General features: G+C 61.9%; 20 protein-coding genes and 2 pseudogenes. 12 read left to right on the forward strand and 10 right to left on the reverse strand.

Going from position 1 to position 24,525, the window contains the following annotated elements:
• Positions 1-44 precede the first annotated feature (44 nt).
• Positions 45-2,036 carry a protein-L-isoaspartate(D-aspartate) O-methyltransferase gene (locus AC0L14_RS12715; RefSeq protein ID WP_473749683.1) on the reverse strand — a complete coding sequence of 664 codons (1,992 nt, stop codon included), beginning with the start codon at positions 2,034-2,036 and terminating at the stop codon, positions 45-47.
• 288 nt (positions 2,037-2,324) lie between these two features.
• Between AC0L14_RS12715 and AC0L14_RS12720 the strand changes: the two genes are divergently transcribed.
• The 3 genes from AC0L14_RS12720 to AC0L14_RS12730 all read left to right on the forward strand — a co-directional run bounded on the left by AC0L14_RS12720 (position 2,325) and on the right by AC0L14_RS12730 (position 6,375).
• Positions 2,325-4,736, forward strand: a complete 2,412-nt coding sequence (locus tag AC0L14_RS12720; RefSeq protein WP_473749684.1) for a phosphoketolase family protein — start codon at positions 2,325-2,327, stop codon at positions 4,734-4,736.
• Positions 4,736-5,908: an acetate/propionate family kinase gene (locus tag AC0L14_RS12725; protein WP_473749686.1), complete on the forward strand. Its 1,173-nt coding sequence runs from the start codon at positions 4,736-4,738 to the stop codon at positions 5,906-5,908. The genes AC0L14_RS12720 and AC0L14_RS12725 overlap by 1 nt, the downstream gene beginning before the upstream one ends.
• A gap of 107 nt (positions 5,909-6,015) precedes the next feature.
• Positions 6,016-6,375, forward strand: coding sequence for a hypothetical protein (locus tag AC0L14_RS12730; RefSeq protein ID WP_473749687.1), 360 nt, complete (start codon positions 6,016-6,018; stop codon positions 6,373-6,375).
• Positions 6,376-6,709: 334 nt separating this feature from the next.
• On the opposite strand, the gene AC0L14_RS12735 is transcribed toward AC0L14_RS12730, so the two are convergent.
• From AC0L14_RS12735 to AC0L14_RS12745, 3 genes and pseudogenes are all read right to left on the reverse strand, one after another.
• Positions 6,710-8,560, reverse strand: a complete 1,851-nt coding sequence (locus AC0L14_RS12735) for an adenylate/guanylate cyclase domain-containing protein (RefSeq protein ID WP_473749688.1) — start codon at positions 8,558-8,560, stop codon at positions 6,710-6,712.
• Between the two features lie 579 nt (positions 8,561-9,139).
• A complete protein-coding gene (locus AC0L14_RS12740) occupies positions 9,140-9,862 on the reverse strand; it encodes a DUF899 family protein (protein ID WP_473749690.1) in 723 nt (240 codons plus the stop codon).
• A gap of 511 nt (positions 9,863-10,373) precedes the next feature.
• Positions 10,374-10,593, reverse strand: a pseudogene (locus AC0L14_RS12745) (sugar-binding domain-containing protein); the annotation flags it as partial.
• On the opposite strand from AC0L14_RS12745, the pseudogene AC0L14_RS12750 reads away from it, so the two are divergent.
• Positions 10,594-10,764 (forward strand): annotated as a pseudogene (locus AC0L14_RS12750) (transposase domain-containing protein); the annotation flags it as partial.
• Here AC0L14_RS12750 and pdxR read toward each other — a convergent pair.
• On the reverse strand, positions 10,716-12,209 hold the full coding sequence (pdxR, locus tag AC0L14_RS12755) for a MocR-like pyridoxine biosynthesis transcription factor PdxR (RefSeq protein ID WP_473749691.1): 1,494 nt from the start codon (positions 12,207-12,209) through the stop codon (positions 10,716-10,718). The pseudogene AC0L14_RS12750 and the gene pdxR overlap by 49 nt on opposite strands.
• A gap of 171 nt (positions 12,210-12,380) precedes the next feature.
• Between pdxR and AC0L14_RS12760 the strand changes: the two genes are divergently transcribed.
• From AC0L14_RS12760 to AC0L14_RS12775, 4 genes are all read left to right on the forward strand, one after another.
• Positions 12,381-13,007 carry a LysE family translocator gene (locus AC0L14_RS12760; protein WP_473749692.1) on the forward strand — a complete coding sequence of 209 codons (627 nt, stop codon included), beginning with the start codon at positions 12,381-12,383 and terminating at the stop codon, positions 13,005-13,007.
• Between the two features lie 11 nt (positions 13,008-13,018).
• Positions 13,019-13,948, forward strand: coding sequence for a dihydrodipicolinate synthase family protein (locus tag AC0L14_RS12765; RefSeq protein WP_473526890.1), 930 nt, complete (start codon positions 13,019-13,021; stop codon positions 13,946-13,948).
• A 24-nt stretch (positions 13,949-13,972) separates the two neighbouring features.
• The gene (locus AC0L14_RS12770; RefSeq protein ID WP_473485565.1) at positions 13,973-14,614 is read left to right on the forward strand and encodes a LysE family translocator; all 642 of its coding nucleotides are present in this window, start codon (positions 13,973-13,975) and stop codon (positions 14,612-14,614) included.
• A gap of 68 nt (positions 14,615-14,682) precedes the next feature.
• Positions 14,683-15,324 carry a ThuA domain-containing protein gene (locus tag AC0L14_RS12775; RefSeq protein WP_473485566.1) on the forward strand — a complete coding sequence of 214 codons (642 nt, stop codon included), beginning with the start codon at positions 14,683-14,685 and terminating at the stop codon, positions 15,322-15,324.
• Between the two features lie 37 nt (positions 15,325-15,361).
• Here the strand turns inward: AC0L14_RS12775 and AC0L14_RS12780 are convergent, their stop codons facing one another.
• From AC0L14_RS12780 to AC0L14_RS12790, 3 genes are all read right to left on the reverse strand, one after another.
• Complete coding sequence (locus tag AC0L14_RS12780) at positions 15,362-16,027, reverse strand: DUF6064 family protein (protein ID WP_473749694.1); 666 nt, start codon at positions 16,025-16,027, stop codon at positions 15,362-15,364.
• A 101-nt stretch (positions 16,028-16,128) separates the two neighbouring features.
• Positions 16,129-17,046, reverse strand: coding sequence for an aldo/keto reductase (locus AC0L14_RS12785; RefSeq protein ID WP_473749696.1), 918 nt, complete (start codon positions 17,044-17,046; stop codon positions 16,129-16,131).
• 183 nt (positions 17,047-17,229) lie between these two features.
• Entirely contained in the window at positions 17,230-17,688 is a 459-nt protein-coding gene (locus AC0L14_RS12790; protein WP_473749697.1) for a hypothetical protein, read from the reverse strand.
• A 215-nt stretch (positions 17,689-17,903) separates the two neighbouring features.
• Here AC0L14_RS12790 and AC0L14_RS12795 point away from each other — a divergent pair, with 215 nt between their 5' ends.
• Together AC0L14_RS12795 and AC0L14_RS12800 are read left to right on the forward strand one after the other, a co-directional pair.
• Positions 17,904-18,212: a hypothetical protein gene (locus tag AC0L14_RS12795; RefSeq protein WP_473749699.1), complete on the forward strand. Its 309-nt coding sequence runs from the start codon at positions 17,904-17,906 to the stop codon at positions 18,210-18,212.
• Between the two features lie 1,081 nt (positions 18,213-19,293).
• Positions 19,294-20,763: a hypothetical protein gene (locus AC0L14_RS12800; RefSeq protein ID WP_473526896.1), complete on the forward strand. Its 1,470-nt coding sequence runs from the start codon at positions 19,294-19,296 to the stop codon at positions 20,761-20,763.
• A 1,030-nt stretch (positions 20,764-21,793) separates the two neighbouring features.
• Here AC0L14_RS12800 and AC0L14_RS12805 read toward each other — a convergent pair.
• Complete coding sequence (locus AC0L14_RS12805) at positions 21,794-22,279, reverse strand: C45 family autoproteolytic acyltransferase/hydolase (RefSeq protein WP_473749730.1); 486 nt, start codon at positions 22,277-22,279, stop codon at positions 21,794-21,796.
• Positions 22,280-22,410: 131 nt separating this feature from the next.
• Here AC0L14_RS12805 and AC0L14_RS12810 point away from each other — a divergent pair, with 131 nt between their 5' ends.
• On the forward strand, positions 22,411-23,343 hold the full coding sequence (locus AC0L14_RS12810; protein ID WP_473749701.1) for a GntR family transcriptional regulator: 933 nt from the start codon (positions 22,411-22,413) through the stop codon (positions 23,341-23,343).
• A 153-nt stretch (positions 23,344-23,496) separates the two neighbouring features.
• Here the strand turns inward: AC0L14_RS12810 and AC0L14_RS12815 are convergent, their stop codons facing one another.
• A complete protein-coding gene (locus AC0L14_RS12815) occupies positions 23,497-23,682 on the reverse strand; it encodes a hypothetical protein (protein WP_473485574.1) in 186 nt (61 codons plus the stop codon).
• Between the two features lie 300 nt (positions 23,683-23,982).
• Between AC0L14_RS12815 and AC0L14_RS12820 the strand changes: the two genes are divergently transcribed.
• Positions 23,983-24,417 carry a hypothetical protein gene (locus tag AC0L14_RS12820; RefSeq protein ID WP_082982175.1) on the forward strand — a complete coding sequence of 145 codons (435 nt, stop codon included), beginning with the start codon at positions 23,983-23,985 and terminating at the stop codon, positions 24,415-24,417.
• Positions 24,418-24,525: the final 108 nt, after the last annotated feature.

Raw genomic sequence — 24,525 nt, forward strand, 5'->3', positions numbered from 1 at the left:
ATGTCGTTATCGCAAAACCGCTGCACACTTTTGCACGACATGCATTAGAGCCCGAACGGATAGGTGTCGGGAACGCCCGTTCCCACATGCTCCGGCCCAAGCGGCGTCACCGCGACGGTTTCGTCAAACCAGACGAACGCGTCAAACTGCTGGGAAAGTGAGGCATCCGCGTAATGGCTGCGCAGTTCGGTTTCCGGCCGATAGATCACGCCGATGAAGCGCTCCAGTCGACGCTCCAGAAGCCGATCGCGAAGATCGTCGTCGCGCTTGATGTCGAGCAGGAAACGCGAGACGCCGCAATCATGGCAAAGCCGTTCGTAGCTATCGCTATGGGAAGGCCGCACCCGCTTGATTTCCATCTCGCTGTCCCAGTCGGAGGCCGCGGCCACTGTCCCGGAATGCGTACTGAGCCCGATCGAGGCTGCCTCGTCGCCGAAGCGTTGGCGGCAGAGCTGGCCGATGTTCACTTCGTCCCTGACAATCCCCATTTCGGTATAGCGGGCATCCCCGATATGGGAATTATGCGCCCACACGACCGCTTTGGCGTTAGGCCCGCGAGCTTCCAGCAGATGCTCGAGTGTCTCGAACATATGGGTGTCGCGCAGGTTCCACGACTGCGCGACACCATAGTACATGATCCGGTAGTAGCGTTCCGCGGAAGCGATCAGCCGGGCATTCTGGGTGGCATCCAGAAAATCGACGCCGTCCTGCTGCGCATAGTCGAGCTGCCTGGCAAGCAGTTCGCGGCACTGTTCGAGCACGGCCTGCTCGCATTTCTGGTAGCCGGAGGTGAGCGCGACACGGCCGTAGGTGGATGGTTCATGTTGCCAAGGCGTCAGGCAGCCATAGCGTTCACGTGCGATCTTGGCTGCCTGCGGATCGACCCTGTCGAGATATTGCAGAACCGCGGCGATCGATCCGCTCATATTGTAGATATCGAGGCCATAGAACCCCGCCAGTCGGGACGATATCCTGATGCGCTCATTGTGTTGTCGCATCCAGTCGACGAACGCCGCGACGTCCGTATTGCGCCACATCCAGGTGGGAAACCGCTGGAACGGCGGATCGGCGTTGGCCCGCGGCGGCCGATGGCGGACGTAGCGGTCGATCGCCGCTGCATCGGGCCAGTCGGCCTCGACTGCGACGATGGTGAAGCCGTGCTTCTCGATGAGCCTGCGGGTGATCGCCGCGCGGGCTCGGTAGAACTCCGACGTGCCGTGGCTCGCTTCACCGAGCAGGACGACGCGCCGGTCGCCAAACCGGTCGAACAATTCGCCGAACGCCGGATCGTCGAAGCCCGGCAGCGGTTCGGCCGCCGCCGCGATCATCTCCGGCAGGCTGCGCGTGCGCGCGCGTCCGGACGGACGATCCGCGATACGGTTGCCGCTCTCGGGCCAGCCCTGCTCGCCGATGAGCGGGACAAACCGCACGCCGCCGAAATCCTCCTCGCTGTAAGTTGCAGCGCCCGTTCGGGTGACCTTGAGAAGGCGCTGATCATGCGGTTCGTCGCCGACCGGGATGACGAGCCTGCCGCCGACGTCGAGCTGTTCCTGAAGGGCAAGCGGCGCACCGGGTCCGCCGGCTGCGACCAGAATGGCGTCGAAGGGCGCTGCGTCGGGCCAGCCTTTGGTGCCATCGCCGGTGCGGACTTCGATATTGTCATAGCCAAGCTCTTCGAACCGCTGTTTCGCCGTTTCCGCCAACCCGGCGTGGCGTTCGATCGTGTAAACGTGTTCGACGATCCGGCTCATCACGGCAGCCGCGTACCCTGAGCCGGTGCCAACCTCCAGGACATGGTCGCCCGGTCCGATCTCTGCCATCTCGATCATCAAGGCGACGATGTAGGGCTGCGATATCGTCTGACCCTCGGCAATCGGCAGCGGCCCATCCTCGTAGGCGAATTCTTCAAAGCCGGGAGCGACGAAAGCCTCGCGCGGAACCTCACGCATCGCTTCCAGCACCTCGCGGTCATGGATGCCACGGCGGCTGAGATGGACCTCGACCATTCGGTTGCGTGCATCGGAAAGATCGAGCATCTTTTGCTCCTTTTGCTGGCTGGCGGTCCTCCGCACTGATTGTCCCCCAATCGTGCCTAACGGCTCCCCGGCGACAATCCCTCGATCAGCGTGCGCTCGGCTCGGCAGCGCTTGATCTCGTTTCGGCGGCTCGTCTCCTTAACCGTTGGCGAGCTTCCAGGTTCCTGCAAAAGAGCGATTGGCGGGCGCAAATGGCGGCCCCAGCCGAACTTATTTCCGTGAAAATCCTTTCTCCGGGGCGATCGCACTCCAGATATCGACGGGCGAACGCATTCTGGAGACGTTTCGATGAACGACGAGGCTCGGACCACCGCGCAGCCAACAGGCATTGATCAGGTCAATCTCATGGACCGCTATTGGCGCGCCGCGAACTACATTTCGGTTGGCCAGATCTATCTGCTCGACAATCCGCTGCTGCGCGAGCCGCTGAAGGCCGAACACGTCAAGCCGCGGCTGCTTGGCCATTGGGGCACGACACCTGGCCTCAACTTCATCTATGTCCACCTGAACCGCGTCATCCGTGAACGCGGTCTCGATATTCTGTTTATCTGCGGCCCAGGTCATGGCGGCCCGGCGATGGTCGCGAACGCGTGGCTCGAGGGCACCTACAGCGAGATCTATCCCGAAATCGGCCAGGGCGAAGACGGCCTGAGAAAACTCTTCCGGCAATTCTCCTTCCCTGGCGGGGTGCCAAGCCACGCTGCTCCGGAAACGCCCGGCTCGATCCATGAAGGCGGAGAACTGGGATATGCGCTGGTCCATGCTTTCGGCGCGGCCTTCGACAATCCTGATCTGGTGGTCGCCTGCGTCGTTGGCGACGGCGAAGCGGAGACCGGTCCGCTCGCGGCGGCTTGGCACTCCAACAAGTTCCTCAACCCGGCATCCGACGGCGCCGTGCTGCCGATCCTGCATCTCAACGGCTACAAGATCGCCAACCCGACGATCCTTGCCCGCATGGATGACGTGGAATTGCGAAGCCTGTTCGCCGGCTATGGCTACGAACCATTTTTCGTCGAAGGTCACGAGCCAGTTCCCATGCATCGGATGATGGCCACCAAGCTGGACACCGCGCTGGACAGAATCCGTTTCATCCAAAAGCGAGCCCGTGCTTCGGGCTGGCAGGGAGAGCGCCCGCTGTGGCCGATGATCGTGCTGCGCAGCCCGAAGGGGTGGACGGGACCGAAGGAGGTCGACGGCAAGAAGGTCGAGGATTTCTGGCGCTCGCATCAAGTGCCGGTGTCGAACGCTCGCGGCAACGAAGGACACCGCAAGATCCTCGAAGACTGGATGCGAAGCTACGAACCGGAAAAGCTGTTCGACAAAAGCGGGCGTCTGCTTCCAGAGCTGGCGATGCTTGCGCCAACCGGGCCCAAGCGCATGGGCTCAACCCCCTATGCCAATGGCGGATTGCTGAAGCGCGACCTCGTGCTTCCCGATTGGAGAAGCTTGGCGCTCGATGTGCCACGTCCGGGTGGCGCCAAGGCCGAGGCGACGCGGATTCTCGGAAGCTATCTCCGCGACGTCATGCGCCTGAATGCGGATGCCAGGAATTTCCGGCTGATGGGGCCGGATGAGACATCCTCCAACCGCCTTGACGACGTCTTCGAGGTCACGAACCGGGTCTGGATGCAGCGGATCGAGCCCTATGACGTCCACCTCTCCCGTGACGGCCGCGTCATGGAAGTGCTCAGCGAGCATCTTTGCCAGGGTTGGCTGGAGGGCTACCTGCTGACCGGCCGCCATGGCCTGTTCTCATGCTACGAGGCGTTCATCCACATCGTCGATTCCATGGTCAACCAGCATGCCAAATGGCTGAAGACATCCCGTGAGCTTGCCTGGCGCAAGCCGATCGCCTCACTCAATTACCTGCTGACCTCCCATGTCTGGCGGCAGGATCACAACGGCTTCAGCCACCAGGATCCGGGCTTTGCCGATTTCGTCGCCAACAAGAAGGCCGATACGGTCAGGCTCTATTTCCCGCCGGATGCCAACACGCTGCTCTGGATCACCGAGCATTGCCTGAAAACCTACAACCGCATCAACGTGATCACCGCCGGCAAGCAGCCAGCGCCGCAATGGCTGTCCGTCGAAGACGCAGAAGCGCACTGCAGGGCGGGGGCGGGGGCCTGGGAATGGGCCGGGACGGTTGCGAAGGGCGAGGACCCGGATGTGGTCATGGCATGCGCCGGCGACGTGCCGACACTGGAGACGCTCGCTGCCACCGACATTTTGCGTTCCGCGCTTCCGGACCTGAAGGTTCGCGTCGTCAACGTGGTCGACCTGATGACGCTGCAGTCGAATTCAAAGCATCCGCATGGTCTCGCCGATGAGGATTTCGACGCTCTGTTCACGAAAACCAAGCCAGTCATCTTCGCCTATCACGGCTATCCCTACCTCATCCATCGCCTGACCTACCGACGCGCCAACCATGACAACATGCATGTGCATGGTTTTCGCGAAGAAGGCACCACCACGACGCCGTTCGACATGGTCGTACTCAATGAACTTGACCGTTTTCACCTGGCGCTCGCCGCGATCAAACACGTACCTGGGCTCGCCGAACGTGCGAAAGGCCTTGCTGCCGAACTTCAAGCGAAGCTTGTGGAACATAGGGCCTATGTCCGCGAGTACGGCGAAGACATGCCCGAGATTCAGGAGTGGAACTGGCCGGAGAACAGCGCGACGAAGGCCGGCGATTGATGCGACACGCAATTCTTGCACTGAACGCCGGCTCCTCCAGCATCAAGTTCGGACTATACGACCTTGAAACCTCCGCGGAACTGCAACTTGTCTCGCGTGGCAAGCTGGATCTGGGCGATGCGCCGAGGCTCAGCGCGAAGGCGGCCGATGGAACAGTGCAGTGTGATCGACCGCTTGCCGGAGACGCGCGCAACGCGGGCATCGACGCGTTGCTCGATTGGATCGAGAGCGAACTTGGCGGCAGGAAACTAATCGCCGCCGGCCATCGCATCGTGCATGGCGGGCGCGAGTTCGTCGAACCCGTCCGTCTGACGCCTGCCGTGATCGAGGGCTTGGACAGGCTGACGCCGCTTGCTCCGCTGCACCAGCCTGGCAGTCTCGCGCCGATCCGGACACTTGCAGCGATGCGGCCGGATCTGCCGCAGGTCGGCTGCTTCGACACAGCCTACCATCAGACCATCGATTCGATCGTGAGCCGCTTCGCACTGCCGCGCAAATACGATGCGGAAGGGATCCGCCGCTACGGGTTTCATGGTCTTTCCTACGAATATATCGCCGGGCGGCTCAAGGAGATATCGCCCGCTCTTGCAGCGAAGCGCACGATCGTCGCCCATCTCGGCAGTGGAGCGAGCCTGTGCGCCATGCGCAACGGGAGAAGCGTCGATACGACGATGGGCTTTTCCGCCCTCGACGGCCTGGTCATGGGCACGCGTTGCGGCGCCATCGATCCGGGCGTGCTTTTGTACTTCGTGCTGGAGAGAGGCATCGCGGGGGAGGCTCTGCAGCACATGCTCTATGAGGAATCCGGGCTGCTCGGAGTATCCGGCATCTCGGGCGACATGCGCACGCTGGAAGCGAGCGACGATCGCCACGCCCGCGAAGCGGTAGACCTTTTTGCTTTCCGGGCCGCAAGGGAAGCTGCCTCGCTCGCCAACACGTTGGGCGGCCTCGAATGCCTCGTGTTCACCGCCGGCATTGGCGAGCGCTCGGCGCCGGTCCGCAAGGCCATATGCGAAAGGCTTCATTGGCTTGGCGTGGCGATCGACGAGCCATCCAATGCCTCTCATGCTGAGATCATTAGCCGGCCGGACAGCAAGGTTGAAATACGCGTCGTCGCGACCGACGAGGAGAGCATCATTGCCCGCCACGCGCGCACAAAAGGGAATGCTTGATAACGCAATCATCGCGCGGTTTGCCAGGGCAAGGAACCCTGCGCGTCCGCGACCGTTTCCCCTGTCTGATTGCCTAAGGGAGATCTGATCACCAAGGGAGAAATCCAATGGCCGAAACCACCAGTATGGCAGGCGCCTCAAAGGCGACAAACGAAGCCCAGGAGGCGATGAAGAAGCAGATCGCTGAGCTTCGCCGCGAAATCACCAAGATAAATCGGACCCTTTCCGACCGCGCCGAGGAGGCACAGGGCTGGTACGACAGCGCCGCCGAACGGGCCTCGCGCGCAGCCCGGCAATTGCGTAGCCAGGCGCACACCGTGACTGAAACTGTCCAGCAGAACCCAGGCACAATTTCTTCGGCGATGATGCTTGGCGGCGTGCTCGGTGTTCTCTTGGGAATTGTGATTGCAAAGAGTTCCGAGCCTGAACGGCGGTGGGGCCGCTCAGGGTGGAAACTTGCCGTATGAGCCGTATGCCGGAACAGGTTGTTCGCGCCAAGAACGGTCATTGCCGAGCAGATACTCTAACGTCGCATTCGGGGGCCGTCAGCGGACTGGCAGCTTCCGGCTGCAGATCGTTGATTGCTGACATTCAGGTCGGCGTTGTCATCGTCGTGAGCTGACCCGTTCCAGAAGTTCGGGTGCGAGCGCACTATGACGCAAGGCGGCCCCTCTGCCGACCTTCCGCACCCAATATTCCTTGCGAAGGATGATCCCTTTGAGGGCATCCAGCGCTCATAACACAATTGCTTCAACGTAGCGGCCCAGTCGGTCTTCTGCGGGGTCGCGCTCGGACAGCCGTTCACTCCGGCAAGCCCGCGAACCGCATGTGTCCGATCCAGCGCTCAAGGGCTCCGGGGGTGGTGTAATTCTTCTCCCACTGCTTGCGTTGTTTGCTGATGGAGTCGCCGGGCGAGTCTTTGAGGAAAACCGCAAGTGCTTCCTTTGCCTCCCGCTGGTTTCCCAGACAGGCGTGGATCCCGGCAAGCATTCGGTGTGCGCCGCTCGGGATTCTGGACATTTTCCGCATCGCCGTCAGCGCGGCCCCGCAATCGTTCTTTTCGTAGAGCGCCCAGCCCATGTCCCAGTGGAGCCAGTCAGGGTGGAAAGGATCGATGCCCATAGCCTGCTTGATCCGATCGATAGCTTCGTCGATTCGGCCGGCAAAGATCAGCGGGGCCGCACTGCCGACGAGGATATTCGAGTCGCTGGGATTCAGGGCGATCGCCTGATCGTACCGCGCAATGGCCTGATCGATCTCTCCGGCTTCGGTATGAATTCTGGCGCGGACATGATGCGCGTTGGCATCGTCCGGAGCGAGCAGAATGGCCTTGTCGGCGTATTCGGCGGCGCGCTTCAACGCCTCGTCGGGGTTATTTTCCTGCTTGTGCCAGAAAACCGCGTCATTGCGATAGTGCCAGGCCATCCCGATATAGCCGAACTGGGCGTTCGGATCCGCTTCGATCGCCTTGAGGCTGAACTGCCGTAGCAGCGCGTTCCCCGCGGCGGAGAAATCCTTTTCGTTCTCGGCAAACCCCATCAGGACATAGCGGAGCGCGCTGACCTGCGCGGCGTCGCTCTTTGGCAGGGGGCGCTCGATCCTGCGCCCGACCCTATCCGCAAGCGTGCGGATGATCTCCTCCTGGACGACGAAAAGATCGGCAATTTCGCGGTTGTAAGTGTTGGCCCAGACATGCGATCCGTCATGCGCATTCAGCAACTGGGCAGTCACTTTTAGCTGGTCTCCGATCTTCTGCTGGCTGCCTTCGAGGAGGTAGTCGACGCCGAGTTCATCTCCGATCTGCCTAGCGTCAACCGGGTGGCCGCGGTACCTGAAGCTCGAGTTCCGGGCGATGACGGCATAAGTCTTGCTCCGAGCAAGCTCGGTGATGATCCCCTCGGCGACGGCATCGCTGAGATATCCCTTGTCCGCGCCGGTACTGAAGTCGTCGAAGGGAAGGACCGCAATCCTCGGCATGTCGCTCGAACGAACCGGAGCGGCCCGCCATATTTCCGCGCCGTAGTATACGCCGATCGCTGCCGCAACGAGAACGAGTGCAGCAAGAATGAAGCCGCGTCGCGAGAATCTTGTCTTGGCTCGTTCCGTGCCGGCTGCGGCGTGCAGCCACGGCGCGTCGGCGAAGAGGTTGACGTTGTAAACGCGGACCGGTCGATCAATGTTCTTCAGCGTCTGCTCGCCAGTGTCCTCGAAGGTCAGATCGAGCCGGTTGCCGATATGGTCTCGCACAGAGCCGGACACGGCGACGCCGCCGGGCCTGGCGATGCTCTCGATGCGCGCCGCGATGTTGACGCCATCGCCATAGATGTCGTTGTCCTCGAAGATGATGTCGCCGAGATGGATGCCGATGCGAAATTCGATGCGGTGGTCCTCCGGCACGTCGACGTTGCGCTGGCGCATCCTGCGCTGGATATCTGCGGCGCAGGCAACTGCATTCACCACGCTCGGGAATTCGACCAGCATACCGTCGCCGGTGACCTTGACAATGTGGCCCTGATGCTCGGCGATCTTGGCGTCCGCCATCTCGCGCCGGTGCGTCTTTAGCGCCGACAGCGTACCGGCCTCATCCAGCCCCATGAGGCGGCTGTAGCCAACCACGTCGGCGGCGAGGATCGCAGTGAGCCGGCGCTCCATGAGGGAAATCCGGGTTATTCAGAGGAGCCTAAAGTATCATGTTCAGCGCTACGTGCCATACGAAATCCCGCTGGCGCGCCGCCCCGAGCATCAGGAGTGGCTCGGAAACGGTTCGATAAACCGAACCTGCGCCTTTGCGGTACCCGTTTGGCGCTTTTTGGCAGGCGAGCCGCGCCTGCGCACCCCATGTCCGGAATTGGCGCGGCAAGCCGACGTTGGCGCAGCGATCTGTACAGGTCCGTAAATGGCGCGACCGAGCCGGCCGGGACGAACGTCTCGGATTACACGGCGATGGAGCGTTCTACGTCTCAATCGGGGCCGAAAACGGTCTGACGGCTATTGGATCAGAACCAGCGATAGGTGCCGTTCGTCCAGCTACACGCCAATGGCAGGTTCCGACCCACGTCGGCCAAAGCGAGTGCCTTGGCCGCAGCCCGAAGCAGACCTCGTTGTGCGCGACGTTGATGCTGCAGTCCGCACCCACCGCGCTGTTTATGGCATAGGCCCTTGGAAATTCGTCGAAATCGGTCCCGAGAAACGCCGCTGACGTTTTGCAATGCGTTCAGAGGCTCGCCCAACTCATGCGTCTCCCTTCGGTTGCGGAGGGTTGGGAGCAGCGACTGGGCCGTAGTTGTCGTGAAGACGCCACCACGTGTAGGGATCGCCCTGAGGACGCCCGGGCGGCACCTCCTGCCAAGTCTCCTGCCGACCTAACAGCGTCATGTCGAGAAATGACCAGACGGGACCTATTTCCTCAATGCCGCGTCCGTTCAGAAAGTAGGTGCGGAAAATACGTTCACCGCGCCGAATGAAGACGTTGATGCCGAATAGTTCTTCAACACCGAAATCCCGAGAGAACCGCTCGTCGGGCAGCGAATAGAACGGGATGTGGTTCCATCCCATCCGTTCGCGCAGGCTCTCGATCTTGTCGATAGGAGCAGCAGTGACGAAGGCGAGGGTCGTGTCGCGTGCTGCAAGATGGGCAGGATGAACGACGGTGTCAGCAAACATCGAGCAACCGCTGCACGCCCCATCCGGCCAATTCTCGACATCGGGCGCATAGAAGAAACGATAGACGACAAGCTGTCGTCGTCCTTCGAACAGCCCCAGCAGATCCCTATCACCATTCGTGCCTATGAATTTGTAATTGCGGTCAACTTCGGTCACCGGAAGGAGTCTGCGCTTGGCGACCAGACGATCCTTGGTTTTCATCAGGGCCTTTTCCTCCGCGAGCAGCTTCTCGCGGGCAGCGTTCCATTCATCTTCCGAAACCACATCGAAGTCGCCAATGGGTTCGCTCATAGACGGAGCAGGGACTCCGGGACCTTCTTGTCGGGCCATGTTCTCCTCCGCTGAAAGTGTTGCCTGTTTGCATGCAACGGCTATGCAACACGCAGGTTGCAAGGAAATGATTTATCCGCGGTTCGATGCTTCTACTCTCCCTGAGCACGACCGTCTGCTTTCCAGCCGAAACCTACCTCGACAGGGTCGGACCGCAAGGTCGGCAGAGGATCAGATGATGACATTACGCATGTCGCCTGAACAGCTTCTTTTGCTGGATGTTTCTCGAAAGCTGCCTGACCGAAATCCACCCAATCTCGCTCTTGGCTTGTTCTGCACATGAGTGGCAGCTTTCAGGATTCAATAATGTGGATCTGAACGACCGAAATTGGGCGCATTGCGGTCATTCGCAACGCGGACGGTGGAGGTCACCGCTGGGTCAATGGGCGTGAATTCGGCACGGGCGAACGAACTTCCGCAACGGGTCGGAACAGGTAATCCGTATCGGGTACCAAGCGCCAGATTTCTACCACTAGCGGCGCTCAAGCATGGTTTTTGCGCTGTCAGCATCCGTTACGACGACCGTCGCCAACCCGGCCCGCGCCACAGCTACAAGAATGGCACGTTTGTGCGTCCCGCCTGAGGCGATGATGCGGCAGGGAATATTGCGGTAGTCGTCGAGCTCCGGCGAAAGCACCTGGCCGGTTGAGAGTGTGGTCCACAGGCTTGCCGTCGGCATCGGGATAGCGGCCCGGCCAATAGAACTCAACCGGAAAAACGCGCTGTTTGCGGGGCACGACACTGGAGCAAAAGACTGGGCCACCATCGCCGCGCTCGTCGAAACCTGCAAGCTTAATGGTGTCGATCCACTGGCCTACCTGACCGCAATGCTCACGTCGCAGCAGCTTATTGCGTCCTCGTAAGCGCGTTGAAGGAGCTTTAGTCCTCTGTAGATTTGGCTTTCGGTAAGACTTGCGTATCCCATCACCAAGCCGAGGCACCTCCGATCCAATGTCTGATCGAAATAGTGCGGTGATATGGAGTAGATGCCGACTCCGAGCGAGGCGGCTCTCTCGATGAATGATGTCGCCATAGAGGGCGGCATGTCGCCGAACCAGACGACGACGTGCAGACCGGCCTCCGCGCCTTCGACCCGAACGAGATCCCGGAATTCAGCCTGCAGAGCGTCGAGGAGCGCTACACGTCGGCGGGCATTTTGACGACGGGCCTTGCGCACGTGGCTTTCGTAGACGCCGGATTCCATCAGGGTCGCAAGCGCCTCCTGTTCGAGGATGGGCGCATGCCTGTCCGTCAGGCGCTTGGCCTGGGCAAAAACCTCCTGCAACTCGCGCGGGATGACGAGGTAGCCGATCCGGAGCGTCGGCGACAGTGTCTTCGAAACCGTACCAATATAGATGACGTTCGACGCGCCTCCAAGCGCGCGAAGCGGCGGTATGGGGTTCATGTCGAATCGATATTCGCTGTCGTAGTCGTCCTCGACGATGTAGGCCCTCTTCTCTTCCGCCCATCTTAGCAGTTGCTGGCGTCGCCCCATGGACATTACGCTTCCCAATGGAAACTGATGTGAGGGCGTGACGTAAGCCAGCCGCGCGCCAACATCCGCCAACAAGTCCGCTCTGATGCCTTCGGCGTCAACCTCCACCGGGGCAGCGATGGCCCCTGTCATCTCGAAGACGCTCCGTGCCATCGGATAGCAGGGCTCTTCGATGGCGAACCCGTCGCCCTCATCGAGAAGGAGCCGGGCGCAGAGATCTAGTCCCTGCTGAGAGCCGTTGACGATGACGATCTCGCCCACCTCGCACCTGATGCTCCGCGCTCGCCATAGATAACCCTGCAGGGCGGTACGCAGGCGGATCAAGCCACAGGGCTCGCCATAGGATAGCTTGGGCGGCCGTCCCAGCGCAGCATCGTTCATGCCCTTCCGCCAGGCAAGGGTCGGGAAGTCAAAGGCCGACATGTCGCCGTAGCGGAAGTCGGCGACGAGCCTCTCCGACGGAACCCGCATCGGAATGGCTCGGGATCGAAGCCTTTCCCCGAAAGCGGAGAGGCTGTGTGGCTCTGCGGCTGTATGAAGGACTTCTCCCGGCTCGCTGTGCGCGATCTTGATGGCCACCCGTGGCCGAGCGCCATGTCGAATGACCACGAACCCCTCGGCGGCGAGCTGTTCGTAAGCGGACGTCACAGTCGTTCGTGAGACGCCAAGCTCGACCGCCAGTGCACGAGCCGACGGAAGCACGTCTCCGCGGCCGTATACCTCCGCCACGATCTGTTCCCGCAGGTTCTCATAGATCCCGCGCGCGCCCAGTCCCGACGACGAATTCTGCTTGCGGGGTGGCAACTGGACCATCGTGATTACCCAAATGAAGACGTTTCGTTGATCCAGACATTACCGGGAAAACTCAGTCAGGCAAAGGCCTGAGGGCAACTGGACCAGCATCTTTTATCTAAAAGTGGCTCTTGGTCAGGGCCAGTTGGACGGGTATTGATGATGCCAGTTTGCACCTTCCGAAGAAGTAAAATGCTGGCCGACCAATTCATCATCGTCTTTACCGCCTACGTCATCGCTGCCGGTAGTCCCGGCCCGAGCAATATGCGCATCATGGCCGTCGCCATGAATGACGGCCGCAGGGCCGCGCTGGCAATCGCGTCTGGCGTAGTCAGCGGCTCGATCTTTTGGGGCCTGATGGCCGCGACAGGTGTCTCGGCGATCCTCAGTCGATACGCGCAGGCACTCGTGGTCCTGCAGGTGCTCGGAGGCCTATATCTTCTCTATCTCGCCTTCAAAGCGGGCAAGGCTGCGCTTTCTTCAGACAAGGATCAGCTTCGCCCGACGAACGAACGGAAGGCGACGGCGGCCACTCTCTACAAGCGCGGACTGCTAATGCATCTCACCAATCCGAAATCGATCCTTGCATGGATCGCACTGATGACGCTGGGGCTCGGCTCTGGGTCGTCGCCGTATACGGTACTCGTGATCCTCGCAGGCTGCGCGGTTCTGAGCGTCACCATCTTCTGCGGCTACGCGATCGTCTTTTCGACCGCTCCCATGATCCGCCTGTATCGGCGGGCGCGGCACTGGATCGAAGGCACGCTGGCCGTATTCTTCGGATTTGCCGGGCTGAAGCTTCTCCTGACCCGCATCTGAAGGGTTCTTTCATGTCTATCTTCCAAGGCCTTTCGGCATTCCCGATCACCCCGGCGGACGCTTCCGGCAGGCTCGATACCGCCGCCCTCGCGCGCCTTCTGAAGCACATCGAGGAGGCGAGAGCGGACTCCATCGGACTGCTCGGCAGTACCGGCGCCTACGCTTTCCTCACGCGAGAAGAGCGTCGACGCGCGGTCGAAACGGCGATGGACACGGTCGGCGGCAAAATCCCGGTTATGGTCGGCGTCGGAGCGATCCGGACCAGCGATGCGGTGGACCTTGCCCGTGACGCGAAGGCTGCGGGCGCCGACGGCCTGCTGCTCGCTCCGGTTTCCTATACACCGCTCTTTGACGACGAGGTCTTCGAACACTTCGCCGCAGTCGCCGACGCGGGGCAGCTCCCGCTTTGCATCTACAACAATCCCGGCACAACCAAGTTCACTTTCAGCCTGGACCTCATTTCCCGCTTGTCGAAGGTGGCGAACATTGAAGCCGTGAAGATGCCTTTGCCGTCCGGATGTGACTTCGCTTCCGAACTCGCCTCCCTCCGGTCTGCGACCGGGTCGGCATTCAAGATCGGCTACAGCGGCGACTGGGGCGGGGCGCCTGCGCTGCTCGCCGGGAGCGACGCCTGGTATTCCGTCGTCGCAGGACTTCTGCCGTCACAGGCTCTGGCCCTGACGCGAGCGGCGCAATCCGGGGACGCCGCCACCGTCGAGCGATTTGACGCCGCCTTCGGACCGCTTTGGGCGCTGTTCCAGGAATTCGGCAGTTTTAGGGTGATGTACGTCGTCGCCAAGCTTCTGAACCTCTGCGACGTCGATCCGCCACGCCCCGTCCTCCCACTGAGGGACCAGGCACGGCAGCGCGTCGCCGCCGCTCTCGACCATCTCGATGCGGTTTTCTCCACTGGTTCCAAAGTTTGTATTGAACTTCGATAGACAGTCTTTCATCAGGACATTTCCATGCTGAATTCCAACGCCTTCACCGTCTACCTGTTCACGGCATTCCTTCTGGCGATTACTCCGGGTCCGGGGATTTTCTATGTCGCCGCCCGAACTCTTTCCGGCGGCCGCTCTGAAGGAATCGCTTCGAGCCTTGGCAATGGTCTCGGCGGGCTGTTTCATGTCTTAGCCGGCAGTCTTGGCGTCTCGGCGATCGTGCTGGCAAGCGCCGAATTGTTCACGGCACTCAAGGTGGTCGGCGCGCTCTATCTGGTCTGGATGGGATACCGAACCATTCGCCATGCCAGGCTCGGCTACAAGTCGCTGGGTCATTCAGAGCCGCCCGTCGGCGCGATGCGGGCCTTCAGGGATGGCGTTCTTGTGGAAGCGATGAACCCGAAGACGGCCGCATTCTTCCTCGCCTTCATTCCCCAGTTTGTCGTTACATCGTCGGATCACGTTGCCCTGCAGTTCGTGATCCTCGGCGCCGTCTCGGTTGCTCTTAACACGCTCGCCGATATTGTCGTGGCGTTTGCAGCCGGAAGACTTCGCGATGGCGCGGCGTCCCGTCCGCATCTCATTCGCCGGCTTCGTGAAGGCTCGGGCGGCGCTATGATCGTGCTTGGATGTGGGCTGCTGCTAGCAAAGCGCCCGGTTGCTTGACCGGTTCGGCCGGCCGCACTTGCCGCCGAAGGCTCGTTTGGCGATACAACCAACTGACGGAGAAGAACATGCGGCAAGCGTTGATCGTATGGGGCGGCTGGGATGGACACGAGCCGGAAGAAGGTGCGCGCGTCGTCAAGGCGATGCTCGAAGAAGAAGGGTTTGGCGTGCGCGTCGAAACCACGACCGAGATATTCGCCGACCCCGCGATCGCCGATTTGAGTCTGATCGTCCCAATCTACACGATGGCCAAGCTTGCGAAGAACGAGGAGCTCAACCTGACAAAGGCGGTCGAGGGCGGTGTCGGCCTGGGCGGCTATCACGGCGGCATGTGCGATGCCTTTCGTGAAGCCACGGAATACCAGTTCATGTGCGGCGGCCAGTGGGTGGCCCACCCGGGCAACATCATCGACTACCGGGTTGACATCACCAAGCGCGACGATCCGATCATGAACGGCATCGACGATTTCTCGTACCGCTCCGAACAGTACTACATGCATGTGGACCCATCGAACGAGGTGCTGGCGACCACCACCTTCTCCGGCGAGCACGCCTCCTGGATAGAAGGCGTGGTCATGCCGGTCGTCTGGAAGCGCCGGCACGGCAAGGGAAGAGTGTTCTATTCGGCGCTCGGCCATATCGCCAAGGAGTTCGAGGTGGCGCAGATGCGAACAATATTTCGTCGTGGCCTGGTGTGGGCGGCGCGCTGAGAGCGCCGACGAGGCAAATGCCGAACGCGCCGCCGCATCACCGAGCAATGCGGCGCAGGGCCAAGGCAGCGACAGTGATGGCCGCTGCCAGAAGCGGCAGCCAGGCTTGTGGATCGCCCATGGCATGAAGCGTCAGGCCGCTGAGCAGCAGCCACAGCAGCGGGATCGCAAACAGCAGCGGCACAAGCCCGCCGCTCGCTGCAAGCAGGACGCCGAGCGCTACGATCGCCGTCGGGTCCGGCGCGATGCCGAAGACCTCGGCGCTCGACCATGGCCGCCCGAAGAGCGGCGGCAGGAGGGGATAAACGACGAGGCCAACGACCGCGATCAGCAGCCCGAGCCGCCCTGCGATGTCCCGCCGGTCGAAGGCGAGGCCGCCGCGTGCGGCACCGCCGATCGCCAGCAGCAGCGCCTGCAGGCCGAAGGCCGGCGCGACATAGGCGATCGCCCAGTTGATCGCGGCATAGCGGCTCCACAGGAAGGACCAGCCGACGAAGGCAAAGAGCGCGGCGAGGACGAGCGCAATCCAGAGACCATGGCCAGGCGGCCGCCGCAGCACGAGCAGGACGATGGCGAGGCCGGCGGCGAGCGTCAGGAGATGCAGCGGCCAGAACGCGGCATTGGCCAACCCGAACATGCGCCAGTAGACGCGTGGCGAGAAGAGCAGGAAATCTTCCAGACGGTAGGTCCACCATTCCGACATCTAAGCAGGTTCCGCAAAGTGTCCCACGGTTTTGCGACAAGAACCTGCGACAAACAACAGAATCAAAGCAGGCATTCGTGGGCCAGCCCACGAATGCCTGCTTAGAGGTCCTGGACGTAAGCCGCCATCCGCTCGCGCATGGCCGCGTCGGGGAGGGGACCGGTCGCCGCCATCACGTTCTCGCGCACATGGTCGACGCGGGTGGTGGCGGGGATGGCGACGGTGACGGAGGGATGCGAAAGAATGAACGTCAAAATGAACTGCGCCCAGGTCCCGGCACTGATCTCGGCCGCCCAAGCCGGCAGCGTCTCCCCTTGGAGCTGGCGCGTCAGCGCGCCCTGGCGAAACGGCCGGTTGACGATGACGGCCATCCCGCGCTCGGCCGCCAGCGGCAGGAGCCGTTCCTCCGCCTCGCGGTCGACGACGTTATAGGTGAACTGCACGAAGTCGAGCGGATGCGCGCGCATGATTTGTTCGAACAGGTCGTGCCGTCGTCCTTCGGACGTCGTGATGCCGACATAGCGGATCCGCCCGTCCGCCTTCATGGCGAACAGGGTTTCGAGATGCGTCTCCCAGGCGACGAGGTTATGGACCTGAACGAGGTCGAAGCGCGGCACACCCCAGAAACGGCGCGACTGCTCGATCTGCGCGGGTCCGTCGGCGGCGGAGGAGGTCCAGACCTTGTCGGCGGAAAACAGCGCTTCGGGCCGGCCGAGCTTCTCGAGGCCATAGCCGATCACGGGCTGCGAAGAGCCGTACATGGGCGAGGAATCGATCATGCGGCCGCCTGCCGCAAAGAAGGCCGCGATCACCTCGGCGCACTCGTCGCGTAGCACCGGATCGTCGCCGACATTGAAGGTGATCCAGGTGCCCAGCCCCACTGCGGGAAGCATCTCTCCCGAGGAGGGCACGGCCCGCATCACCGGCGCAGGCGGCGCGCCGGGCGCGGTTCCCGGCAACACCAGAGCCGCTCCGGAAGCGGCGGCAGCCTTCACGAATGTCCTGCGGGTGATGATCATTCGTTTGCCATCCCTGTCCTTCCGACCCCCTGTACTCCCGACCACAAGAACGGTTCCGGGCGACCGCCTTCGCATGGCTGATCGGCGGGGAGTGCGGTCGGTCTCTGGCGACTGTTCGGAATATAGAACGTCTGCCTGAAATGGGAACGAACGGTGCAGGCCTGGATTGCGCCACCAGCCCGATTACCTGGAAATGGCTCCTGTCCTGACTTGATGGCGCTGGCGGGCATATGCCACGCAGCCGTCTACCGTGCTGACGCAGAGCGTATCGCGGTGGTTCGGCGTGTTGTTGTCGCCGGCGTAGGCAACCTCGGCAACACGGCCATCGACCATTCGGATTTGGGTGTTGCAATAGCCGCCAGGATCGACATTGAGCGTTCCTCCAACCGTCGGGATCGCACCCACGGCCAAAGTTGGAATCACGACGTTGAGGTTGCCGCGTTGAACGGTACGCTGATAGGTCCAGATCTGGCTTCCGCCCGCATCGGCGGTGGCAGTCGGAAAGCCGGCGCACATTCGAACGTCCGCCTCGCTGAGACCGACCATCTCTTTGCGGGCTGCCGCCGTTGTGGCGTCTTCCTTTGGGAGGTTCGACGTGTCGTCAGGGGCGACGCAGGACGACACGATGGAACTGCCGGCCAAGAGAACAACAACAAGGACAAGCGTTCGGATGCGGGAAGATATCATACCGACTGTGGTGATTTGCGCTGAGCCCCGAGATCCTAGTTAGGCAAGCAGACAATCGAGTCAACCTGCACGGCATCACGATGTCGTTTGTCGTGCCGCCCGGCTGACCTTGAGCTAACGGTGTCCGATGCGATCGAAGCCCAGATGGGCCACGCGCACGCGCCGCTATCGTGCGCGATGTAAACGAGGCGACCCGTGAGGCCTATGTCGACAAGGTGCGCTTCATGGTCATTGCCGACACGGCGGCGGCGGAGACCGCGCTGTTTGCCGGCGAACTCGATGTCCTTCCCGATCTTGAATCATCGCGTGTCGAGGAAGCCAAGTCGCGGGGCATGACGGTGCTGTCGACGCAGGGCCTGTCGTGGACGGCGATCCTGCTACAAACCAAGGATGCGCCAGGAGCGGCCGTTCGACAGCGATCGGAGCAGCAATGGCCGTTGTGCATGGCCGAAGCGCTTCTGACGTTTAGTATGAGGTGACGGTTGACCGTGGAGGTCTGTGACCTAGCTTTATGACCTAGCTTAAAGCTCAGGCGGACCGTCCAGAACCGGAAATGGCGGAATGGTACGCACCGTGGGAGAACTTTCGGGACGTTGAGATGCAGAGGTGCAAGTCGGCTCTCACAGCCTGTGCGCCCTTGGCGGCCGATAATCGGCGGCCACGGCATCTTCAGGTTTCGATTCAAACAAAAGTCATCTGCGCCGGCATGTCTATCAGCGCGCGACAGGCGCTCCGTCATGCAACAACAATTCGAGCACTGGAGGGATCTCGGAGCAAGTGTCGGAGGGACACTGCTCGAAGCAAGTGACAGCTTCGAAAGCGATCAAAGGCTTTAGCCAGCACCAAGACGAGGGGGCAAACACCGCTTCACGAACTTGAGAATACACCCAAGACCGCACAGGCACGGCAATGTCAAATCCTCTTGCCGAAATTTACGCAAACGACGCAGATCTCGCCATCCTGGGCGGGATAGCAACATTTGCCTCGGTGGGCCTCTATCTTGTGCTCCGGCGTATCCTTATCGCGGTGCAACGGCGTCGCCTCAAATCAGATGTGAGCGAAGGCGGATCTGATCCCCCCGATGAGGCATCTTGGGATTGGGAAAGCCCGGTCGACCTTGCAACCGAGCCTGCTTGTTCTTCTCAGGTTGCCACGCCCTCAGACACCGTAAACCTGGATATTCGGCATCAGGATGCCGATTGCCTTCGGTTCGGGGTGCGAATCGAGTATTTCGACGTGATCTCCGAAGCTTGCGAGAGCTCGTCTGTGGCCCAGACTAACGCTTTCGCTTCCGCGACGAACATAGCGCAATCCGGCCGACTTGCGACATCGATCAGGGAAATCGCTGGCTATGTTCAGAGGCAGGTGGCGGCTTATCTTGCCGCCCTAACTAGTCCAGTATTGACGGCTCTGAGCCGTATGCCGACGCAACTCGCCCTCGCGGAGGATCCCGACCTCACCACAGCGACGGCCTCACCTCCTCGCGTTCGTAGGCCGATCGGTCTTGTACCCCGCTTTGGCGTCGCCGCAATCTGTCTGGCCGTGCCGCTTAGCTATGCGATGACGAGACAAAACTGGGTCGAAAGCGCCCCCGCCATTTCGCGGGTCCAGGGCAACGCCAATCCGGACCTTTCGCGACCCATCGAGCTTCCGGCGAGTGCTGCATTAGATGTGCGTGGGCCAGCCCAGGGAGACGAGCGCACGAGTGTCGAATTGCTCAGCCCGGATCTCACGGCTGCCCGGGCGCAAGTCGGAGCAGCTGCTGCTCAGGCAGCCGCAGCGAGGGAATTGGCCGGCCAGGAGCACCAGGCGGCGGAAGGCGAGCGCGCCAGGAGCGCCGCTCTGCAGCGAGCGCTGCTCGAGTCGCGCAAGGAGATCGACGCGCTGAGGACAAGCATGGCAGCCGCCGATAGCGTACGCCAGGAGCAATTGCGCAACGAGCTCGCGGCAGCCCGCACAGTTGACGCATTGCGGCGCATTGCGGGAGATACCCGCACGATGCTGCGCGAGGCCACCAACTATGTCTTTACGGAGATGCCCGCTGCTCATCTGGAGCGTCAGCGAGCCGGATGGGTGGCGCGCGATCTATCGCGAGCGCAGGCGCAAATTGAACAGCTTCAGGCCGAGGCCGCCGAGGATCGCGCCAAGGCCAAGGCTTCGCTGGCGCAAGCGAGCGGAATGCTCGACGACGAACGCCGGAAATCAGAGGACCTTCATGGCGACCTCGCCGAAGTGAAACGGTCCAATGCCGCGCTCATGGAGCGCGCTTACGCGGCTGAGCAGGGACGGACCGGTGCAGTCACAGCGAGAGAACGAGTGGAGCAGACCGCAGCCGAGACGGAGGGCGCGCTGGCTCGAGAACGCGCTGCAGCAGCGTCGATTCATGAGGAGCTGAAAAAAGCTCGCCTCGAGCGCGACGCGGCTGAACAGGAACGAGCCAGAGCAGTCTCAGCGAGAAAGCGTGCCGAGCAGACTGCAACCGAGACAGCGCAGGCTTTGGCGTTAGAACGCGCTGCAGCGGTCTCGACGCGAGAGGAGCTGAAAAAAACTCGCCTCGAGCGCGACGCGGCTGAGCAGGAACGAGCCAGAGCAGTCACAGCGAGAAAACGAGTGGAGCAGACTGCAACCGAGACGGCGCAGGCTCTGGCACGAGAACGCGCTGCGGCAGTCTCGACCCATGAGGACCTCGATAAAGCTCGCCTCGAACGCGACGCCGCCCGAGCACTTTTGGTAGGGGTCGCCAGGCTGAAGGAGGCTCTGGACAAGCAACGTGAAGTCACTGTTTCTCTTGCCCGCGACCTGGCCGCCGCGCGCGCGGACAATGACAGGCTCAGGGCTGAGCGTCGCAGCGCCCAGATTGAGCCGCCGCTGAAGCCGCGCGCTGGCCGCGCGGCAGCCGCTGCCGGCGGGTTGAAGGCTGTCAGCCAGAAGACTGCACGCAGCAAGATTCGCGCCCCGGCGCGGATTGCCCGGGTGCGTTCTCTCATACTTCCCTATCCCCTCAGGCCAAGACAAGCGACGTTGGAGTGATTTCCAAAACGACTGTGCGGTCCTCCTATCGAAGGCCCAGGGCCTTTGGGAGGCATTGCAGTCGCACCCTCTCACGACGCCGCGGATGATTCACCCGTTCGAATTCATCCTGCTCTCGTCGGCGAGGAGTTCTGCGCGATACGCTATGTCAGCCCGATCACGCTGCCTGTAGCGTTCAATTCGCATTTGATCGGCGCCTGGCGCGTCTCCACCTTGCCTTGCCGTCCATAGTCGATGCTGACCTCAACGGGAGCCGAGATCGTATCCGGGCTCAACCGACGTATGGAACCTGCGCTGCTGACGCGCACACTGGTCGCGCCAAACGGGGCGGCGGCCGACTCGATTGCATTATGGCAGGCGCGAACGATTTCATCCGGGACGCCCGGCAGCGCTTTGATTGGACTAACCGTCGATGGACTGTTGATGTCGCTGGGAGGCTGGAGGCTGGCCGGGAGGTCGAGCGACCGTCCGGCTCCTGCGGACCGGGCGACACTGACGGCAGTGGCGGCCGTAGTTGCCGCAACTGCTGCCGTTGCAGCGGTGCCGGTCCCATCGTCGTCCACCGGTGACCTACTGCTGGAGCCGCTAGGTCCTTTGTGCGCGCCGCCTTTGCGGCCTTCACCGTGATGGCTGCCAGCGCTATTGTCTCCGCCACCATGGTTGCCACCGCTATTGCCTCCGCCGCGCTCGCCGCCGGCGGCAGCTCCTGCGCAAGCTACCGCGATCGAGCAAACGAATGCGACATATGCCCAGCTGGATTCAGGGGATTGACGCACGACCACCTCCATAAAGTGCGTCGGTCGAACCGTCTTTCCGCGGCATGCAGTCAGGACGGCGCAACCGCCGCCGCCCCCAGGCAAACTCGCGACTAAGGCGCCCACGGAGGTAACTAGGGGATGAATCCGGTGTATCAAGGACGCGGGTACGTGGCAGTGGCCTCGCACGGGACGCGAATTGATCAGACGGCCATGGTCAGGACCGGTCTCATGGATTGCCTCTCGATGACCATTCACCATCAAGAAGCTAGGCGTCATCGAACTCGGTAGTCCCGGCATCCACATCGCACGATGCGATCACCGTCGTATGCGTGGCTCGCGCGCACGCAAGAACGGCGGCAAGCAAATCCCGATCCTTGCAAATCCCAGTTCTGGCCGTGGATGAGCCTGCCGTTCCGGGTTGCCTCCGGCAGGATCGCCGCGCCCGTGCATCCGTCGGGCTCGTCGTCGGAAACGCCTTTCTCGCGCCGGGCAAGCTGCAGGAATTCGGTACGCGCATTGACCAGGACGATCGAGGACAGGTCGAGGTTGGCGCCTGATGCAATCCCTGCCATTTCCTCGACGAGATCGGGCGCCCATTGCCGCAAGCGAGGCGGGAAGATGCCGGAGAACCGCGCGACATCGTCCCGCCTGAAGCCGAAACGGTCGAACTGGCCGGCATAGATCGCTACCGAAGCGCCGATACGCCCGCGCGCCTGTTCGCCATAGGCCATGCCGCGCGCTCTCGGCGCTCCATCGATCTCGAAGCCTCAACTCGTCTGAGTCCGGATAATAATGCATTTTGATTGAATGAAAAGCAGGAGAATTCGCTAGATTGCCAGTTCGAACTGCGTGGCGCATATCTATAATGCGAACGCTTGAGGAAGCGCCTATGAACGAAACGATCATCGACCGGCCGGCACGCAGCGAGGCGGCCAGTCCGCTGCAGATCGATCTGGCGCGGCGGATCCTGGAGCGGATCAAGGATGCGGGCTGGACGGTTGGAACCCGCGTCTCGGTGCCGGACCTTGCCCGCACGTTCGGCGTTTCGCGTTCCCCCGTCAGCGCGGCGCTGGAACTGCTGGTCGCTCAGGGCATCTTAAGCCCCTTCGAGACAAGGGGGCTGCAATTGGCTCGCGATGTCGCCGACCTCGACCCTGAGGATATCCTGCCCAGTTCTCCGCTCGAGGAGCTTTACCGCAGGATGATGCGGGAGCGCGCGCTCGGTCAGTTGCCCCAGGAGGTGTCCGAGGCGGAATTGATGCCGCGCTATCAGGTGTCGCGCGGCATCGTGCGCAAGCTATTGCTCCGCTTTGCCGCCGAAGGACTGGTGCAGCGCCTGCCGGGGCATGGCTGGCGTTTTGCCGACACACTTGTCGGTGAGGACGCCTACCGGGAAAGCTATGAATTCCGGATGGCCGTCGAATGCGCGGCGCTGCGGTCGCCCATGTTCAATGCGGATCCCCAGCAGCTGGGGCCGGTCCGGCGCGCTCACGAGCGCATCCTGGCGATCGTGTCGACGGGCAAGACGCTGATCGGCGGCGACGAATGGTTCCGGATCAACGCATCCTTTCACGAAGGGCTTGCGGCCTGTTCCGGCAACCGGTTCCTGGCGGATGCGGTGCGCCAGCAGAACAATCTGCGCCGGTTGCAGGAATCGGCAGGTTTCGAGGAACTGCCGGCGGAACGCATCGAGCAGTCATGCCGGGAACATCTGGCCATCCTCGATGCTGTCGAAGCGGGCGAGATCGAATGGGCCGAGGCGCTGCTGCGCCAGCATCTAAGGCAGGCCTCCGAGTTCGCTTCGCCGCAGCGCTCGATCTGATGCCTGCGACGGTGAGCATCATTCCATCATCATTCCACGCCGCCCGAGCGCCACGCGCTCGATGGCCGCGCAATGCGCCGACACCGGCCTCCATGAAGAATTGGGGCGATCTAGAGCGAGCGTCCGCCGATCGCTTCACACCAATCCGCTCCGTCAAATGCCGGGATCGGATCTTTTAGGACCGATTTTCAGCGGCGCATCATTTTCATCCGGATTGGGGACGGGAGCTTCGTCGGGAAGTCTGTCCGGGTCCGGCTCACGCACCGGCTTCGGTTCAGGAAGCGGCGGTGGCGTGGGCGCCGGAGTGGGGGTTGGTTCGGGAGTGGGAAGAATGGCCATGGTGCGATTTCCTTCCTCGCTGCACTCTGCCTTGGCGGGTCACCGACGTCGGCCGGGATTCTAACGCCACCCGTTTCGACCGATTTCGCTCTACGGGCTGGTGCACGCAGAACGACCACGTGTGCCTATGGTTCCGATGGCAACCTCCGATGATCCCGCAGGCGTCAGGCACTCGTGGCAGGACGGCGCCGTCAGAAAAGTGATCGAATGGTACGCGCATGAGGGCCTTGTCGGCGTCGTGTAGCGCCATAATTTCCATTTCAGGGTGGGACGAACTCACCTGTTGAATAGGAGGCGGCCGTGAAGCACCAAACACTTGACCAACTGCATACCGTTGCCGACGTTCACGCTGAAGCAACAGACCTAGTAGCGACCCGAAGCCAGCGTCTCGAACGTTGGGCGAAACTGCTGGAGAAAAATCCCGATCGGCGTCTCGAAGCGTTGACGGGCACCGAATACAAGTCCCCTGAGATACGCGAAAAGATGCGTTATAACGACTCGCCTCTCACGGTTGCCTTCGAGGACCCGATCTTTCGCGCACAAGGCTTGAGAGACGACACCTACGGTGAAGCCAGGCGCTTCTTCGAACTGACCGACTGGCAGTTGCACGAAATCGTCTGCCATTGCCATGTCGGCGCCACGATACGAGCGCGATGGGCTGCCTCCCGCGTCCGTGCGGCAATGTCCGAGAGGTTCGGCTTCTTCGCCTGGCTGCGAGGAACATTCATGCATTGACGCTAGCATTGACGCTACGGGCATTGAAGCTACCGGCATTCACGCTAGGGGCCGGCATGTTCAGTTGATGGAGGCGGCGAAGCGATTTCCACGCCTCGCATCAGTGGT

It is taken from the genome of Mesorhizobium sp. WSM4841, assembly GCF_055811515.1.